We start from the raw sequence: 19,486 nt of genomic DNA, 5'->3' as shown, positions 1-19,486 counted from the left end.
ATCAAACTATTATTTTGCCACTCACTAACACCGCTTGCATCACCGTGCCTTGTTCGGCGCTAAATGAATCATTGCCGTTTAACAACAGACGTCCAAGGCTATCTAATTTAGAATCACCTGTTAAAAATATCGCCACATCATCAGCAATAAAAGTACCATCAGAAAAAGTAAGATTTTGGCCGATCAACGCAGCTGTTGAATCCTTTTCAAAGGTCCCCTCAGTAACCGCCAAACCTGAAACAACAGCCAATTTTGACGTGCCAGAAATTTTAAAGACTGCCTTATCACTCGTAAAATTAAATGTCGCATGTACGCAGCTCATTATTAACAAGCTTATGGCTTGTATTCTTAAACTTTTCTTCAACATACTTATCCCACTCAGTAAATATTTTTACTCTTTTTTTACATAGAATTGTTATAAAGAAGAACGCCGGATGTTAATTCAAGTTTGGCCCCGCCAAGAATATTGATCGTTAAATCATTGGCAGCAATACCGTTACCAAATGAAATACCTTGCGATAACGAAACAGCATTAGGATTTTGTAACACAACTTTACCATCAACAACCAAGGTTCCTTTGGTTAAACGCAACCCTGTTGTCGTTGACTGAATAGTGCAGCCGTGAGCAAAAAAACGCGACGTCACATCAGTCATGGCAATTAAATCGCGATTCTTGCGGATTTTTGGTGCGTAACTAAATGTAGAATTTGTATCAAAAAAGAGCGTAGATTGTGTATCTATGGTTGACGTTTGACCAGTTTCATAACTAAAAATATTAGTTCCGGTAAACATAACTTCTTGTTGAAAAAACATACCGCCAACACTGAGCGTATAATTGCTCGATAATGCCAATGCTGCATTGCGAATCGTAAAAGATGCTTTATCGCCAACACAACGAATATTATTGGCACGCATATTTTTTACAAACAGATCTTGCATAACCAAGCGGCCTGGCTGCAAAATTGAGATATTAAAGAAGCTCAAATTAAGAAGATTCCCAAAGCCATTAAGATACGAAGTCCCGGAAAAAATCCAGTTACGCGAAAGCGTCTCATCTTTATCAAGCTCAATCACTACACCATCGCCAAACGTTATCGAAGAACCAGCTCCCAAAGAAATCGCCGTATCAGAAAAATTTCTTAAAATAACATTTGTCAAAACAACATTTAAGCCAGCATTAATTGTAAAAACACTTGAAACATTGCGAGCAAATGAAATAATATGCCCACCACCGTCAATTTTACTTGAAACAGTAACCAACAAAGTTCGATTGGTAGAAAGGGAAACATCACTTGTTAGAGCATAAGAACTTGTGCTCACAATAATATTACCTAATCCTATTTGCGTTGATAATACAACAATAGAGTTACTGTTTTGTATGGTAAGCGCGGTATTACCACCACCAGTCCCTGCATTGATAGCATTACTGTTTTGTTTCACTAATGTTGTCAATGTAGCAGTACTAATTGCATTGATAGCATTACTGTTATTATCAACAAAATTGGTTGCCGGCTTAGTATCACCACCTTGAAAACCAATAAGCACATTATTTGCATATCCTTCTGTCCAGGAACTTGCAGGAATATTACCATAAGTATTCACAATAGATCTCTGAGCCCAACCAGTAACACTCGAAACATTACTCAGTCTCATGCGTGCATTAGCATCTGAAAAAACAATTTGAGAACCGTCACTTGAAAAATCTAAAACTGCACATAATGAGCCCTGCAAGCTTATTATCGTACAAAAACAAAAAACAATTTTTTTTATCATAATCTACTGACCCGGTTACGATAATGCGTGTTCTGACCACTACGTGTAAAATCTTCACACTGAGTCTCTTTTATTGTCATGCTAATCATTTCAAAAACAAATCTTTGATTGCAACAATTTGTTATATATTTTTGAAAAAATAAAAAAAAGGCCTTAACTCAAAGCACATTTGAGTCAAAGCCTTTTTTAATTTAAGAGCTTAAAAAATTCTTTATTTAATTTACGTTATCATAAATTAAAATACCAGATTGAAGACTTAACGATGCCCCTGGAAGTAATTGAATGGTAAGATCATCGCTCATAATGCCATCGCCCAAGCTTATTCCTTGAGAAAGCCTTGTAGCACCTGTATTAACTACTGAAACAATATGATCAACCACTAAACTACCTTTTGTCAAACGTAAACCAGTTGTTGTTGATTTCAAAGTACAACCCATCAAAACAAGCTGCGACGTCTCGTCAGTCATCTGAATTAAATCACGATAGTTACGCGTCAGTGGCGCATAGCTAAAAATAGAGCCAATATCAAATACAAGTCTTGAACCGGCATCGATTGTTGAAGCAACATGAGACTCATAAGCAAAAATTTGTGGACCGGAAATAACAACATCACGCTCGAACAACAAGCCACCCGTCGTAAATGAAAAATCAGAAGTCAGAAAAAGATTAGCATTATCCAAGATTATAGAACCATGATTACCAACACAACGAAGGTTTGTACCACCCACACCATCCAAGAAGATATTGCGCAAGGCAAGCGTGCCGCCTTGCATAATTTGAATCGATGAACTTGCAAGATCAAGAGATCTACCAACACCACTTAATGTTGCTGAATCTTGGAAAATCCAATCACGAGACAAGGTTGATTGATCAGCCAACTCTACCACGGTACCACTGCCAAAAATTAATTGTGAGCCAACACCAAACTGAACAAGGGAATCATCAAAATCTTTGAGAACAACGTTTTTCAAAATAACAATAGCACCCGCTGATATCTGCAAAATATTGGCACTATCGCGTGCAAACTTTATAGAATGTCCTTTGCCATCAATTACCGTTGATACGTGGATACGCAATAATGCATCAATCGAATTAGAAAAATCATAGGCAAATGAATAGGTTGATGTAAAAATATCAAGATCGGTTGATAAGACGGTGGCTACTTCCCCATCTATTTTAACAACAGAATTACTCGTTGTTCGGACTAAAGTAGTAAGACTTACAAGTGAATTACTCGTTTGCTTAATTAATAAAGAAGAGCTATGAACACCATTACTATTCTGATAGACCAGTGGCGATAAGACGCCAATCGTATTACTCATGGTTCTAACAAGCACTGCAAGATTACTATTACCACTCAACGCATTGATCGCATTACTATTTTGTTTTACCAGTGGTGCATATTTATTAAGAGCATTACTATTTTGTACGGTTAATTGTGATGAAACAGCTCCAGAAATTACCGAATTACTAGTCGTTCTTATCAAGACCGTAAGCGATGAAAGCGCATTACTATCAGTTCTTACAAATTTTTGCAAACTTACCATCGCATTACTTTCTGTTCTCACAAACGATGCCAAACTATTAATTGCACCACTACTTTGCTTTACCAGTGGCGTTAACACATTTATCAAGTTACTTGTTGTCCGAGCAAGCGTTGTCACCGTTCCACTCAGGCCTGTAAAGGCATTTGTTGTATTACTATTTTGCTTTACCAACGTCGCATATCTACTCATCGTATTACTTGTTTGTTTTACCAGTGGCGTTAACACATTTATCAAGTTACTCGTCGTCCGAACAAGCGTTGTTACCGTTCCACTCAGGCCGGTAAAAGAATTTGCCGTATTACTGTTTTGTTTTACCAACGTCGCATACCTACTCATTGTATTACTTGTTTGTTTTACCAGTGGCGTTAACACATTTATCAAGTTACTCGTTGTCCGAGTCAATGTCGTTACCGTTCCGCTCAAGCCGGTAAAAGAATTTGCCGTATTACTATTTTGCTTTACCAACGCTGCATATCTATTAATTGTATTACTTGTTTGTTTTACCAACGGCGTTAACACATTTATCAAGTTACTCGTTGTCCGAGTCAATGTCGTTACCGTTCCGCTCAAGCCGGTAAAAGAATTTGCCGTATTACTATTTTGCTTTACCAACGCTGCATATCTATTAATTGTATTACTTGTTTGTTTTACCAACGGCGTTAACACATTTATCAAGTTACTCGTTGTCCGAGTCAATGTCGTTACCGTTCCGCTCAAGCCGGTAAAAGAATTTGCCGTATTACTATTTTGCTTTACCAACGCTGCATATCTATTAATTGTATTACTTGTTTGTTTTACCAACGGCGTTAACACATTTATCAAGTTACTCGTTGTCCGAGTCAATGTCGTTACCGTTCCGCTCAAGCCGGTAAAAGAATTTGCCGTATTACTGTTTTGTTTCACTAAAATTGAATATCTATTTATTGTACTACTATTTTGCTTTACCAACGCTGAATACCTATTAATTGTATTACTTGTTTGTTTTACCAACGGCGTTAACACATTTATCAAGTTACTCGTTGTCCGAGTCAATGTCGTTACTGTTCCGCTCAAGCCGGTAAAAGAATTTGCCGTATTACTGTTTTGTTTCACCAAAATTGAGTATCTATTTATTGTACTACTATTTTGCTTTACCAACGCTGCATATCTACTCATTGTATTACTTGTTTGTTTTACCAACGGCGTTAACACATTTATCAAGTTACTCGTTGTCCGAGTCAATGTCGTTACCGTTCCGCTCAAGCCGGTAAAAGAATTTGCCGTATTACTGTTTTGTTTCACTAAAATTGAATATCTATTTATTGTACTACTATTTTGCTTTACCAACGCTGCATATCTATTAATGGTGCTACTATTTTGCTTTACCAATGCTGAATACCTATTAATTGTATTACTGCTCTGTTTAATAAGCGGTGAAAGCAAAGCTATCGCATTACTATTTTGTATGCTGAGCGCAGAAGAACCACCCCCTCCAGACAAAGCAAGCTTATTGATAGCATTACTATTATTATAAACCATATTGGTTGGAGCAGCAGCAAAGGTAATGGTTGTATTATTTGCATAAGCTTCAGTCCATGTATTGGCAGCTACATTGCCATAACGCTTCACAATTGAATCATGAGCCCAACCAGTTATCCCTGAAGGATTTTTGATAAACATTCTAGAATTTGTACCATTCAATGCAAAATGAGCCTCTCGACTTGAAAAATCAAGAATACCCATTAACGGTACATTAACAACCAAAAACATTCCGAGCATAATTTTTTTTAACATTTTCTTCATATACACTCTCTTCTTTTTGTACACACCTTTTTTCACTCAGCAAAAATCTTACAAATTATCTTTGCATGCAAAAGAAAATAATTGCAATAGTATCTTACTTTGTTCAAAAAATGTTCGCGCTCTTATAATCCAACATTATCGTAATTTATAATACCAGACTCAAGAACGATTGAAGCACCAGGTAAAATATTAATGGTCAAATCGTCAAGTATAATACCGTTACCAAAACTTATACCCTCAGAGAGTGCCGTTGCCCCACTATTGAAAAAATAATTTTTGTTATCAATCAACAAAGTACCTCTCGTTAATCGCAAGCCTGTTGTTGTTGAAAGCAAAGTACAACCATCAAGGAATAACCGTGAAGTCACATCTTCAAAAACAATCAAATTACGATTATCCGTACCCGGAGCATACTTAAATGTAAGACCAGCATCTAAAAACAATAAAGAGTGGCCAGCGACCGTTGAAGCCTGGTTACTGGTATAATTAAACGAAGATGTTCCTGAAATAACAACATCTCCGTCAAAGCGTAACGAACCGGTGGTATAACTAAAATCACTCGACAAATACAACGAGCTGCCTTGTAGAGTTATAAGTCCTACATCACCCACACACCGAAGATTATTACCAGCAACATTTTGAAGCTGCACATTTTGTAAAACAAGACTACCGTTTTGCGCTAACTGAAGAGAATACCCTGCAAGATTGAGATAATGACCATTACCATTAACAATCACATTACCAAACAACGACCAGTCTCTTAATAAAGTGTCTGTTGAAGCTAATTCAATAACGGTACCTGGACCAAAAATTAACTTTGAGCCAGCTCCAAGCTGTACCACCGCATCAGAAAAATCTTTTAATACAACGTCAGTTAAGATCACCGTTGTTCCTGGATCAATTTGAAAGGTATTAGGTTTATTCCGGGCAAAAATCATAAAGTGACCACCACCATCAATTGTTACGTCGGCATGAGTACGGAACAAACTATCAGGAGAAACGAAATAATCAAAAATAAAGAAATATGATGGAAAAAAAACGTCAGTATCTGGGACCCCAATATTATTTATAATCGCGTTACTGTTTTGTTTTACCAATGGTGCTAAAACATTAATTACATTACTATTGCTTATTGCTAAATCGCTACTCGTCGCCGCCAAATTAACAACGGCACTACTGTTTTGTTTAACCAGCGGCGTAACTACGGTAACAGCGTTACTCGTTGTTCGAACCAACGTTGCAAAGTTAGAAGTCGTTTCAAACGCATTAATCGCATTACTATTGTGGATAACCAACGGCATTGCAATATTAACCGTGTTACTTGTCGTTCTAACAAGCACCGCCAAGTTGGATGTTTTTTCAATGGCATTGATTGCATTACTGCTCTGTTTTACCAGCGGCGTCAAAACATTTAGCAGATTACTATTGTTTATTGCCAAGTCACTACTCGTCGCTGCCAATTCAACAATGGCATTACTGTTTTGTTTAACCAGCGGTGTTACTAGGTTAACCGTATTACTTGTCGTTCGAACCAACGTTGCAAAGTTAGAAGTCGTTTCAAACGCATTAATCGCATTACTATTGTGGATAACCAACGGCATTGCAATATTAACCGTGTTACTTGTCGTTCTAACCAGCCCCGCCAAGTTGGACGTCTTTTCAAGCGCATTAATTGCGTTACTGCTCTGTTTTACCAGCGGCGCCAGAACATTGAGCAAATTGCTATTGTTTATTGCCAAGTCACTACCACTAACCGCCAATTCAACAATGGCATTACTATTTTGTTTAACCAGCGGCGTCATCACATTAACCGTATTACTTGTCGTTCTAACCAACACTGCAAAGTTAGATGTCGTACCAAACGCATTAATCGCATTACTATTCTGAACTATCAATGGCGTTGCAATATTAACCGTGTTACTCGTCGTTCTAACAAGCACCGCCAAGTTGGATGTTTTTTCAATGGCATTGATTGCATTACTGCTCTGTTTTACCAGCGGCGCCAGGACATTTAGCAGATTGCTATTGTTTATTGCCAAGTCGCTACCACTGACCGCCAACTTAACAATGGCATTACTATTACTGTTCACCAGGTCTTCACGAGCTGAGCTTGAGGTAATAATATAGTCCCCGCCACTATTAAATGCTTCATTACGCAAATTAAACTGAGAAATATTATTATCCTTGCGAATAGAACCATCACTCCAACCATTCACGGTTGATGGCCCCAAGCGAAAGCGTGAAGTAATACCGCCAACCGTATGCAATATAAAAGAAGACTCACGATTTACAAACGTAAGAGTGTATATATTATTTACGGATAGAAAAATAAAAAAAACAATACGAATTACAGATTGAATATTATAATTCATAATCCCCAGCCCCTTTTGATAAAAAATCTGATGAGCCCCTTCCCACCATAAATTTCAATGTATACAAATTGAGATGAGAGAGTCAAGACATCACAAAAGAGACCTTCGTTGGACTTGCCCAATCAAAAAAGGGAGGGGCGACTCTTACAAGCTGCCCCTCCCCTTTTTTCAGAAACTAGATTAAGTGTTATGCCGCGTTGTTATAATCGAAGTACCCAATTACTTCGACATGCGCACCAGACAATACCATAACATTAGCGTCATTGGCTGCTGTTGTACCATCACCAACCGTTACCGCCTTTGTACGATCTATGTTCGGTGTTGTACCATCAGCAAGGTAGTTCTTGATAAAGACCTTGTTTTCAAATACCAAGTTACCCTGATTCAACTGTACACCATTTACTGGACATTCAAAGGTAGAAGAATTGAAGTACAAGAATGCTGTACTATCCGCAAATCTCATTAACGTACGGTCTGTATGACTTGAACCACCACCAGGTATATATCTAAATACGGCATTGGCATCAACAACCAGAGCCGAACCTGCACTAATAGTCATTGGGAACATTGATTCATAAATGAACTTATTTGGACCAAAGAAACGAACATCATCTTGAATAAATAAACGTCCATCGGCAAAATTAAAGTCTCCATCAAGATGTACCGTCACTTCTTGCAGAGCCAATCTCGCCGTACCTGCTCCTTCAAGATCGATTTGTGCGCCAGACAAGTTATTAATGTCCATATTCTTCAGCGTCAGTGTTACACCAGTTGATACAATTAATGAAGAGCCTGCCTCAAGAATAAGATGATTTCCTTGACCATCAATCATCAAATCACTTGTTATACGAATGTTTTTGCCAGCTGGAATAGCCAAGCTACCTGTAAGTACCAAGGTATTACCATTACCACTCAAATAACCACCGTTGGTAAAGCGTACTTTTGATCCAAAATAAATATCATCACCAAATGCTAAGATACCGGTGTTGTTCAAGTTAAGCGGACCTTCTATAGCAATTGGGTTATTAAGCATCAAGGTTATACCAGCAGAAACGTTAAAGCCATTCTTGTAATAAATTAATTTACACAATGAAGCATTAGAAGAATAGCTAACTGTTTGTGGATAGATCTTGACGTAGGTATCAAGTAACACAATAGCATTACTATTGTTGGTGATACGTCTACCAAGACCCACAATAGCATTACTGTTATTAGTTATGCCTCTACCTAACGATATAATAGCATTACTGTTATTCTTAATGCCATAAATCGCTGCGTTACTATTGGTTCTTACTTGACTCTTTAACACAATAATTGCACTGCTATTTTGTTTTATCAATGGATTGAGCGCAGCAATAGCATTACTGTTGTTGACTGACAATGTTGTTGTTGTATTGGCAAAATTAACAATAGCATTACTGTTTTGCTTAACCAATCTGCCTAAATGTATAATCGCATTACTGTTGTTTTTGATGCCATAAACAGCTGCGTTACTATTCGTTCTTACTTGATCCTTTAACAGCAATATCGCGTTACTGTTTTCCATTATTTGTTGGCACTTCAGAATAATCGCGTTACTGTTGTTCACAATCAATTGTGTGGACATTTGAGCAACTGACAAAATTGCATTACTGTTATTCTTTATACCGTACATTGCCGCATTACTGTTTACTCTTACTTGCTGAGTAAGCCACACAATAGAATTACTATTGTTCTTGATGCCATAAACAGCTGCGTTACTGTTGGTTCTTACTTGACTCTTCAACAGCAAAATCGCGTTACTGTTTTCCATTATTTGTTGGCACTTCAGAATAATCGCATTACTGTTGTTCACAATCAATTGTGTGGACATTTGAGCAACTGACAAAATTGCATTACTGTTATTCTTTATGCCGTACATTGCCGCATTACTGTTTACTCTTACTTGCTTAGTAAGCCACACAATAGAATTACTATTGTTCTTGATGCCATAAACAGCTGCGTTACTATTGGTTCTTACTTGACTCTTCAACAGCAAAATCGCGTTACTGTTTTCCATTATTTGTTGGCACTTCAGAATAATCGCATTACTGTTGTTCACAATCAATTGTGTGGACATTTGAGCAACTGACAAAATTGCATTACTGTTATTCTTTATGCCGTACATTGCCGCATTACTGTTTACTCTTACTTGCTTAGTAAGCCACACAATAGAATTACTATTGTTCTTGATGCCATAAACAGCTGCGTTACTATTGGTTCTTACTTGACTCTTCAACAGCAAAATCGCGTTACTGTTTTCCATTATTTGTTGGCACTTCAGAATAATCGCATTACTGTTGTTCACAATCAATTGTGTGGACATTTGAGCAACTGACAAAATTGCATTACTGTTATTCTTTATGCCGTACATTGCCGCATTACTGTTTACTCTTACTTGCTTAGTAAGCCACACAATAGAATTACTATTGTTCTTGATGCCATACATCGCTGCGTTACTATTGGTTCTTACTTGACTCTTTAACAGCAAAATCGCGTTACTGTTTTCCATTATTTGTTGGCACTTCAGAATAATCGCGTTACTGTTGTTCACAATCAATTGTGTGGACATTTGAGCAACTGACAAAATTGCATTACTGTTATTCTTTATACCGTACATTGCCGCATTACTGTTTACTCTGACTTGCTGGGTAAGCCACACAATAGCATTACTGTTATTCTTTATGCCATAAACAGCTGCGTTACTATTGGTCCTTACTTGACTCTTCAACAGAATTATCGCATTGCTATTGGCCATAATGAGTGGGCACTTAGCAACAATCGCATTACTGTTGTTGATCGCTAAAGTCCCTGTGGTGTTACTTAAATTGACAATCGCGTTACTGTTTTGCTTCACGAGAATTGCATATCTACTAATAGTGTTACTATTATTTTTGATACCATAAGCAGCTGCATTACTGTTAACTCTAACCTGCGCAGCCAAATTAACAATAGCGTTACTATTGTTGGTAGACAAGCTCCCCGTAACCGCACTCAATTTATTAATAGCGTTACTGTTACTATCTACCAAATTGGTAGTTGGTAAACGACGGCCATTACCAAGCTCAACACCAGCCGTGTACGATTCTGTCCACGTTGTTGGTGCATTGCAACCAAATGACTTCAAAATAGAATTTTCTGACCAACCCATCACACTTGCAACCTTACCAAGGCGGATACGCGATGTTGCTGGGTCAATGACAATAGTTGAAGAACGATTAGAAAAATTTAGCCCCGTACCCCACGCACTGGTTGTTGATAAACAAGATATACCAATCAACCACGGAACTATTAATCTTCTACAACGTATCTGTATCATATCAGTCTCCCTACTCCCTTTTTCTCATTTCACTATACACACCTTTTTAAGGACACTCATTTTGGTATAACCAAAAATAGTCTTTTAAGACCTTGAAAAAATCAGGCCTCCTTTCAATCTTGCAAATATGGTTAAATTTAGAAAAGATAAAGCAGAAATGCTTATCTGATAAATCGACCTACTGGGTATATTCATCGATTTTTTGTTTCTTCATTTTTTTAATAAAATAAAGCTGCCCGCCTACTCAAACGGGCAGCTTTATTAATTTTTTAGAATGAATAATTTAAATTAAGAGTTGCCGTAAATGTTTTTGGCGTATTAACACCAGCAAAAACATATTCCATGCCAGTCTTCAAACGAGTGCCACAATCAAATTGATAGTTAAACTCAAGACCAACTTTATGAGCAACGCGTTGCGTGTTTTCTTCAATAACATCAGTCAACCAAAGTTCTTCGTCAAGGTCGCTAAAGTCATCTTCCCATTTGAAATAACCTTCATAGTACAAGTCCATGAACGCACGACGAAGAACGAATTTTTCAAAAATGTTACCAACTCTGAAAACAGATTCAATACCTTTGCGCAACTTGAAATCTGCTACGTTGTCGGCCAAGCCGCGGTGTGTTGAGTCATAACGACCATCGATCTTAGCACCATCAAACAATAAAACGCGCTCACCAAAAACAAATGTATCTGAAGTCAAAGCATCGTTATTGCTTAAATCTAGAAAAGAAGCATTAATATTAGTATCATTCACTGCTGACAATTTTTTTGGAATTCTACGTTTTACACGAGCTTCAAGTAATGTGCCAGAAATTTGTGAAAAGAAATGTGGATTAAAGTAACTCTTATAAGAATAGATGGTATTCATAAACCAACCAAGTTCAAAGAAGCCGCCATTACCAAGTTCTGGTCCCCACAACTTGTTTTGTGCTTGACGACCAGCAGTTGGGATAACCAAACGCAAACCAGTCATAAGCTTGTCCACATACACAGAATCAAGATATACATGGGTAAAGAATGTAATATCGCCCAAGCCGCCAGCGCTACCGCCAAAATCAGTTACGCCTTTTGCATTGAAAATATCAGTAACAAATTTTTTGCCATCTTGACCATAATGAGCTAAAAATGCTTCATCAGGGCTATCAACAACTTACCATCACTATCCGCTCTAAGTTTCTCAATTAACTGATTTTGATTTAACGCCCAGCTTAGCATGCAAACGATGCTTTTGATAAATAACAGGCATTTGCATACCAACAGCAATATTACGCTTCCAAATGAACCGAGCAAGATCAAGGTTTAACCGCCATTCTTCAGATTCACCAAAAAGACAACTGGGCAATCAGCTAGTTGTCTAAAATATTGGGGATTTGCGGAACCAATATCCGAATCGCCAGGCACGAGCAGGTGTTCAGAAATCAACTTACTTACCAGCAAAATGTCTTTAACAGCAATTGGGCCTTGACCGAAAGGCAAAATGGTAATATCGCGGTTGTTACCATCAACGTCGTACGCATCGGTTTCATAGCGATACTCAGTGCCGATGTTGAAAAGGTGCTTATGTTTTACGTACGTTGCGTAGGTTGGCCATGCTGGTTGTTTGTACAAATTAGCATATTTACCATCTTGATATTCTTGCGTCACTTCTTTGTGGCGCATTTCTTTCCATTGCATTGCAAGACGTTTTTGTGATTCGCGATACGCTTCGCGATGGTTAAGTTCAGCTTCCATGCGCTCTTTGTTCATGCGACACTTACGTTCATTTTCAAGACGTTTTTTTTCTTTTTCTATGCGTGCTTTTGCTTCTTTATCACGCTTACATGCTTCGCGTTCCATGCGTTTACGTTCGCGCGCGGCAGCACATTCTTGTTTTTTGCGTTCTTGTTCTTGCTTTTTCTTTTCAGCCTTAGCTTTTTTTTCTGCCGCCTCTTGTTTATGCCGGGCTTGGTCACGTAGGCGCTTTTGCTCGCGTGCTTCTTTTCCGCTGCCACAATCGTCAGCATGTACTACGGCATTGCCAAGCAACATGCCAAAGGACAACAAAAATAATATACTTCTTCTCTTCATATCATCTTCCCCTTTTTTAAACTAGGAACGATTGCCATCTTCGTCGATGACAAACCCTTTATTAGATTTATCGCGCCCTCTCACTACTATCTTAGATTTATTGTTAACAATAATTTTTTCGTCGCCAACAATTCGATCTCCTTCTTTAAGTAAAACACTAATACCTGTTTTAGTTATTCTTACCCATGTCTTACCATCTTGATCAATATACACCGTTGAATACTGAAGACCTTGAACTGTCTGCGTTAAAAAGCCTGCTAATTGACCAAAAGTCATCTGATCATTAACAAAAGAAATGTACGGTGGAATTTGTAATTGTCCGGTAAAATTACGCTCTGGTGCGGAAGCTCTACCAACAAATTCAACAAATCCATCGCCAATGATATGCAAAGGCTGGAACTTACAGCTAAATTCTTTTTCAAGTAATCGATACATTCCTTGTACTTCATTTTGGCCAAGCACCAATAAGCCGGTACTGTCAATAAACATGGTAGCACCTGACGTAAACCACAATTTATCAACACAGCCGCGCTCTGAAACTTTATTATCGCTATTGATTTCAAATGAACCATCAAGAATAGAAAGCTTGCCATCACGGTCAAATGTCAATGACGAGCAGCCTTTTCCAATTGAGAAACCAGAATTACCTTTGACATTGAGCTCACCAGATCCAAGAACCTGGAACACAATATCATCTGATTCTTCAAGCGCTACATGCAAGAACCCACCAAGGTCTGTGCACAAACAAGCGTCATCAACCAGTATCTCACCAATCCCTTGAATATGAGTAGATATTGGCGGCAACACACGTGTTGCCATTTTTTGGCGGCGCGTTGAAACGCTCGTTGTTTTGCTGATCTGTGCCGCACGTAATCTACTTTCTAGTGTTTCACCAAACGTCACAATCACATCTTCACCCAACAACAAGTAAGCACGTGAAGCAACATCAGGAACGACTGGATCTGGACAATTGCAGCAGGTAACATCAACTACCGCACGCTGACCATTTAAGTTAATGACAACACCATCAGACAAGAGAACCGTACCCGCACCAGCAAATTCAAGAATAGAATTATTTTCAACATCGATTTCAACATCTTGCTCGAATATCAATGTTTTTCCTGGATCAAGTACAAATTTTAAAGTAGCGTTCTCGTCAAAGAACAAGGTATTTTTACCAACTCTAAAGGTATTCGTAATTTGAATTTCATTATTGCGACCAATCACATTGATAATGTGCGTATCTTCTTGAAGTGCCACTTCTTGGTCATCACGTTGAATCACCGTTGCATTACCTTTTAACACAAGATTGAATGGAATAACGGTAGTATTAGTTGCAGATGGTGCATTAAAAAAGTTACTCATAAGCCCGTTGTTCAAACTAATGTTTCCTTGAATAGGAACCACTAAATCTACCCGCGAGTCTTCATATTGAATATCATAGCGTTCACTGTCATTGGTGCCTGGCGGTAAATCCAACGCTCTGCTTTCTAATAAACTTAAATCAATAGTTCCATCATTCAAATCTCGCACTTCTTTTTTACGACGCCCTAACTTTGGTACTGGACGCGGCATAGCTTTTGGCTTGTTTGCTAAAACGGGAGGTCGCGCATCTTCACGTTCTTTTTTAACCGCACGCTCACGAGCTCGTTTTTGAACAAAAGCACTGCGTGGCATTTTTTTGCGCGGCACAGAAGGAGCTAGGCTTCTTGCAAAAGACGCATCAAGCCCCTGCCCGGTAAGCTCAGTCACTTTTAACATAAATAATAATGAACTTTGCTTAATTGGATTTCTCAAAATTTCAATGCGATTACCAATTAACATCGAATTTTTATCAATAATCCAAGCATTGGTACTATTATTTTGAACAGAAATAGCGTTGTCATCAAAATTCAAAATTGCCAAATCGGTATCGTTTGTTAAATAAATACATGGGTCGCCCGCCAAAACTAATAATGGATTACCCGGCATAACCCCAACTTTATCTTCAATCGGCACACTTAACGAAAACCTAATCGTCAAAATATTTTTAAGCGCATTACCCAAAAATGCCGTTGTACCAGCAAGCGTAATACCGTCAGTCAACAGCACCATAGTATTATTAGTACCTTCAATATCAAAATTCATAGCTGTATCTTGACGTATGCCAACGGACGAATCACCCGTCAACGCAACAGCAGAACCGGCATCAAACGCAATAAATTCAAGCCCTTGCAATTCCATACTCTTGAGTACTAAAGAAGCCTTGTTTCCTAAATGCATCAACTGCGTAACACCTGTGGCAGCTGGGCTGAGAATCAATTTACGTTCCCCGCCATTTCCAGTCACCATCAACATCATATTGGCAGGTATGTCTATGAATCCTTTGCTAATCGTAACATCATCAACCAGATCCCACGTTACATTATCGCCAATCACAATTTTTGAATTATTCCCAAACTGGAAAGTATTATTTGTAATGTTGCTGAGCGCTACATTTTGAAGCGTAACGGTTTGCCCAGGACGAATAATAAATTGAGGATTTGGAGAATTAGAAAAAAGAATAGAATAACCTTGGCCATCGATCGTCAAATTACCCGTAATTGCCATACTCGGAACAACTTGACTATTACCATCCAATGTTAAATTGGTACTATAATTACCACTCAAAACAAAAGCAGTAGAAGTGCCCGAACCTGACACTGAACGATTAGAAAGTTCTTGAATGTGACCGTTACCAGTAATATCAAGGTTGCCGGCCGTTATATCGCTGGTAACATTAGCAACATCAATCATATGATTAACATCAAAAACAGCCAACGGTGCCAAAATATTACCTGATGCTGGCATTACCGGCAATAAACTAAACGAAGATATATCAAGCCATAAATTGTCAAAAACACTCAACTTACCCGTTCCGTTAAACAACCATTGCTTATCGCGAAGCACGAAAGTTGTTTGGCCATCAATCACCACATTACCAACGCCCGTAGTCAAGTTAGCACTAACATCAAGGATCGCATTATTCAAATGCAATTTACTGGAAACACTGCCAAAGGCAAGACTACCCGTGCCCACGCCTTGAAGAGAAATATCATTGGCAAATAATTCATCACCACCAGAAATATTTATTTGGCCAGCAGGATCAAATGCAAAAATCGACCCATTACCATTAATAAGATTATTACCAATAAAAGTCCATACCGCGCCTAAATTAATGGTTCCGTGCAAAAACAAACCTGTTGAATCTTGAAAGGTTAACGGGGTCGTCCATGATGATGAATAAAAAGGACCAAAATTAAGACGTCGACCATTTGTCTTAATTTTTCCTGGACCATTAATTTTAACATCAGCATCGAGTGTTAAATTATCACCCAAGATCAAAGTCCCGCCATTTAAATTAATATCAACATTCAGAGCATTTTGAAGAGAAATAGTCAAATCAGTTAAAGAATCTGCCAAATTAATGGGATTGGTAAACGTTGGCTGCCCCGCCAAAACGTTTCCTGTCCCACTCACCGCCACTGTTTTGAATACAATACCAGGCTCTACACGTAAAGTATTGCCGCCATTCAAATTAATAGTATCTCCAGCTGTTGGATCAAATTCAGCATTAATTGAAAGCTCGACGCCACCAACATCTAAAACGCCATTACTAAAAACAAAATTATTGCCCGAAAGTGACCCAGAAGGAGCTTGATTAATAGTACCATCAACAACTAAATTTGACCCCCCAACGTTAAACTGGGCGCCACTGCCTATCGTAAAAGCTGACTGTTGACTACCAAATGTAATACCGGCATTGATATTTTTAGTAACTATAAAAAAGAAAGCACTTAAATAAATGGGCAAAAAAATTAACCTCTTCATCATCTTTCACTCTCCCTTGAAAACCTAAAAGTCTTCGGATAAATATGAGCATTTTTATTTACCAGCAATAATAATCCTTTCTTTGTATGCTCATAATCTTGAGTTGATTCTAGTCAGGCCATTCTCATTTGTAAAGAAATTAAAAATAATTATCAAATAAGCTGTCAACTATGCAAATTAAATACATGCCATTCCTTGTGCTATCTCATTTTTTATCGTAGCAACAGACGCAGCCAATTTATTTTTTTCGTCCTGATCCAGCGTTATACACAATGTTTCACAAATACCACCACGCCGAATAATCGTTGGTAAACTGATACAAACATCCTGAGCAATGGCAGCGTGTGCCACCGCAGAAACACTCAACACTCTGGATTGGTTTAAAATAATTGCTTGCACAATTTTCGCAATCACCAAACCAATGGCATAAAATGTTGAACCTTTTTTTGCAATAATATGCGCCGCGGCTTGTCGCGTTTTTTCAGCAATATCATTCATTACTTTTTTGTCATAACGCGTAAAATTTGTAAGCGGAATGCCACCGATGGTTGCCCCGCTCCACCAAACAAACGAAGCATCACCGTGTTCGCCCAGAGAATACGCCGTAATATCTTTGGGACTGACATGAAAATGCTCTCCCAACAAATAGCGCAAGCGAGCAGAGTCTAAAACAGTTCCTGTCCCAAAAACTTGGCATGAAGAAAAACCAGAAAGCTTCCACGTCAAATACGTCATGACATCAAGAGGATTGGTAACTACCAATAAAATACATTCTTTATTATGCCGCACAATCTGAGGAATAATTTCTTTGAAAAGAGCTGCATTTGCGGCTAAAAGATCAAAGCGAGACTGCCCTACTTGTTGTGCTTGTCCAGCAGTAAGCACAACCACATCTGCATCGGCCACCAACTCAAAAGAATCTCCAGCAGTCACGATCGTTGAACCAGTAAATTGCATGCAATGGTTAAGATCAAGAGCCTCACCTTCTGCCCGTTCTTTAGCAGAGTCAATCAAGGCAATCGACGAAACACCACCACGCAACATTAAAGCATACGCCGCGGTACATCCAACGCGGCCAGCCCCAACAATAGCAACCTTTCCAGAAGAAACAATTTTGGCCATTTCGCTCCTTTTTGCAAAGTCCAAAATTTTTAACTTCTTTTAGGTCTACTATATTTGTTTTAGACAAAACAATAAAAAAGATCTTTTAATAAAAAAAGGCACCACAATAACGTGATGCCTTTAAAAAAACTATCCACAAAAAGAAGCGTTGCTTCTTCTTATCTCAGTAATTATTTAATGTACAGAAATTATACCCACTCAAGGCGAGCAATTGTTGCTGTATCACTTGCTCTAATACCAAGAGGAATAACACGGGTGTAACCACCTGGTCTTCCAACATATTTTGGAGCAATTTCTTTGATAAGCTTAACAACTGCATCACTGTCATAAGGCAAAAGCTGCTTTACGCGGCGAATAGTATTAAAGTCATATCCCTGGCGAGAGATAGTAACTATGCGTTCAGCAAGACGTTGTACTTCTTTAACACGCGTCTTGGTAGATTGCAAACAGCCAAACTTAATCAAATGAATAACTTGGTTGCGCAACAATGCTTTGCGATGACCTTGTTTAAGGTTTAATTTCTGACGACCATTTTGATGTTTCATGATTTATTGCTCCCTTCCTGCTGTTTGATAGCTTTCTTCAAATCAAGTTCTTTAACATTCATGCCAAGATGCAAACCAAATGCAGAAAGAATTTCTTTAACTTCTCTTAATGATTTACGACCAAAATTCTTAATTTTGAGCACATCGTCATCGGTCAAGTTGACCAAATCAATAACGCGCTTAATGCCAGCGCCAATTAAACAGTTATGAGCACGAACAGAGAATTCAAGCTCATCAATTGGCTTCAAGAAAAGATCTACCGGCAATCCACGAGTTGGACCTTCTGTGTCGGTATTTCCAGCAACTGGAACACTATCTTCAGATTGTTGTGATATTTCATTGAATGGTATTTCAGTTGCACCTAAAAAGTGCTCAAACTGTGTGCGCAAAACAGAGGTGCCATAATGTACTACCTCTTGCGGATGAATAGCACCATTCGTCTGAATATTCATAGTGAGTCTGTCGTAATCAATATCTTGACCAACACGAGTTTTCTCAACATGATATTCAACACGTTTGACTGGAGAAAACAATGCATCAAGATAGATTCGTTCATCTGGTTGCAAAGAAACACCTTTTGGCCACTGCGCAGGAACATAACCGCGCCCTGATTCAACGAAAAACTCAATTTCAAGTTCTCCATCAGCAGCAAGATGCGCAAGAACATGATCACCGTTAATCAATTCCAAATGTTCATCAGCCTTAATATCTTGAACTTTTACCGCACCTTCGCGCTTAACACTTAAATGCATCTTGCCAGGCTTGCCGCTCGTATTTTTGATAACGATCTCTTTAATGTTTAACACAACCTGCAAAACATCTTCGATGACGCCTTTAAGTGTTGAAAATTCATTATTAACACCTTTAATAATGACTGACGTTACGGCAGATCCCTCGATTGATGCAAGAATAACTCTTCTCAATGCGTTGCCTAATGTTATGCCAAAGCCAGGCTCTAGAGGCTGAACCACCAGCTCGCCCGACACTGGAGAAGAAATTTTCTTGTTCCAATCTAGCTTTGGAAGCGTTAATGGCTGATACTTTCTGTTCTGCATGTACACATTCCTTTAAATCAATAACCGCATTATGTG

The 19,486-nt window shown here is 38.4% G+C and carries 11 protein-coding genes; all 11 read right to left on the bottom strand.

What is annotated here, in order from left to right:
* Position 1: 1 nt before the first annotated feature.
* Positions 2-367 carry a hypothetical protein gene (locus IPF37_05880; GenBank protein QQR49051.1) on the bottom strand — a complete coding sequence of 122 codons (366 nt, stop codon included), beginning with the start codon at positions 365-367 and terminating at the stop codon, positions 2-4.
* 35 nt (positions 368-402) lie between these two features.
* Entirely contained in the window at positions 403-1,773 is a 1,371-nt protein-coding gene (locus tag IPF37_05875) for a hypothetical protein (protein QQR49050.1), read from the bottom strand.
* Positions 1,774-1,988: 215 nt separating this feature from the next.
* Positions 1,989-5,102: a hypothetical protein gene (locus IPF37_05870; protein QQR49049.1), complete on the bottom strand. Its 3,114-nt coding sequence runs from the start codon at positions 5,100-5,102 to the stop codon at positions 1,989-1,991.
* A 122-nt stretch (positions 5,103-5,224) separates the two neighbouring features.
* Positions 5,225-7,474, bottom strand: coding sequence for a hypothetical protein (locus IPF37_05865; protein QQR49048.1), 2,250 nt, complete (start codon positions 7,472-7,474; stop codon positions 5,225-5,227).
* A gap of 187 nt (positions 7,475-7,661) precedes the next feature.
* The gene (locus IPF37_05860; protein ID QQR49047.1) at positions 7,662-10,811 is read right to left on the bottom strand and encodes a hypothetical protein; all 3,150 of its coding nucleotides are present in this window, start codon (positions 10,809-10,811) and stop codon (positions 7,662-7,664) included.
* Positions 10,812-11,080: 269 nt separating this feature from the next.
* Complete coding sequence (locus tag IPF37_05855; GenBank protein ID QQR49046.1) at positions 11,081-11,797, bottom strand: hypothetical protein; 717 nt, start codon at positions 11,795-11,797, stop codon at positions 11,081-11,083.
* Positions 11,798-12,111: 314 nt separating this feature from the next.
* Positions 12,112-12,879 carry a hypothetical protein gene (locus IPF37_05850; GenBank protein QQR49045.1) on the bottom strand — a complete coding sequence of 256 codons (768 nt, stop codon included), beginning with the start codon at positions 12,877-12,879 and terminating at the stop codon, positions 12,112-12,114.
* 21 nt (positions 12,880-12,900) lie between these two features.
* Positions 12,901-16,731 (bottom strand): hypothetical protein, encoded by a 3,831-nt coding sequence (locus tag IPF37_05845; GenBank protein ID QQR49044.1) that lies wholly within the window; start codon positions 16,729-16,731, stop codon positions 12,901-12,903.
* Positions 16,732-16,905: 174 nt separating this feature from the next.
* The gene (locus IPF37_05840) at positions 16,906-17,850 is read right to left on the bottom strand and encodes an L-lactate dehydrogenase (GenBank protein ID QQR49043.1); all 945 of its coding nucleotides are present in this window, start codon (positions 17,848-17,850) and stop codon (positions 16,906-16,908) included.
* Positions 17,851-18,038: 188 nt separating this feature from the next.
* Positions 18,039-18,395 (bottom strand): 50S ribosomal protein L17, encoded by a 357-nt coding sequence (gene rplQ / locus IPF37_05835; GenBank protein QQR49042.1) that lies wholly within the window; start codon positions 18,393-18,395, stop codon positions 18,039-18,041.
* Complete coding sequence (locus tag IPF37_05830; protein ID QQR49041.1) at positions 18,392-19,450, bottom strand: DNA-directed RNA polymerase subunit alpha; 1,059 nt, start codon at positions 19,448-19,450, stop codon at positions 18,392-18,394. The genes rplQ and IPF37_05830 overlap by 4 nt, the downstream gene beginning before the upstream one ends.
* Positions 19,451-19,486: the final 36 nt, after the last annotated feature.

This window comes from bacterium (genome assembly GCA_016699045.1).
Classification (GTDB): domain Bacteria; phylum Babelota; class Babeliae; order Babelales; family RVW-14; genus AaIE-18.
This window is presented reverse-complemented; position numbering and strand designations above follow the sequence as displayed.

Excerpts from the sequence above, each read along its gene's own strand:
- IPF37_05880 (QQR49051.1), bottom strand. The coding sequence starts at position 367 with ATGTTGAAGAAAAGTTTAAGAATACAAGCCATAAGCTTGTTAATAATG.
- IPF37_05875 (QQR49050.1), bottom strand. The coding sequence starts at position 1,773 with ATGATAAAAAAAATTGTTTTTTGTTTTTGTACGATAATAAGCTTGCAG.
- IPF37_05870 (QQR49049.1), bottom strand. The coding sequence starts at position 5,102 with ATGAAGAAAATGTTAAAAAAAATTATGCTCGGAATGTTTTTGGTTGTT.
- IPF37_05865 (QQR49048.1), bottom strand. The coding sequence starts at position 7,474 with ATGAATTATAATATTCAATCTGTAATTCGTATTGTTTTTTTTATTTTT.
- IPF37_05860 (QQR49047.1), bottom strand. The coding sequence starts at position 10,811 with ATGATACAGATACGTTGTAGAAGATTAATAGTTCCGTGGTTGATTGGT.
- IPF37_05850 (QQR49045.1), bottom strand. The coding sequence starts at position 12,879 with ATGAAGAGAAGAAGTATATTATTTTTGTTGTCCTTTGGCATGTTGCTT.
- IPF37_05845 (QQR49044.1), bottom strand. The coding sequence starts at position 16,731 with ATGATGAAGAGGTTAATTTTTTTGCCCATTTATTTAAGTGCTTTCTTT.
- IPF37_05840 (QQR49043.1), bottom strand. The coding sequence starts at position 17,850 with ATGGCCAAAATTGTTTCTTCTGGAAAGGTTGCTATTGTTGGGGCTGGC.
- rplQ (QQR49042.1), bottom strand. The coding sequence starts at position 18,395 with ATGAAACATCAAAATGGTCGTCAGAAATTAAACCTTAAACAAGGTCAT.
- IPF37_05830 (QQR49041.1), bottom strand. The coding sequence starts at position 19,450 with ATGCAGAACAGAAAGTATCAGCCATTAACGCTTCCAAAGCTAGATTGG.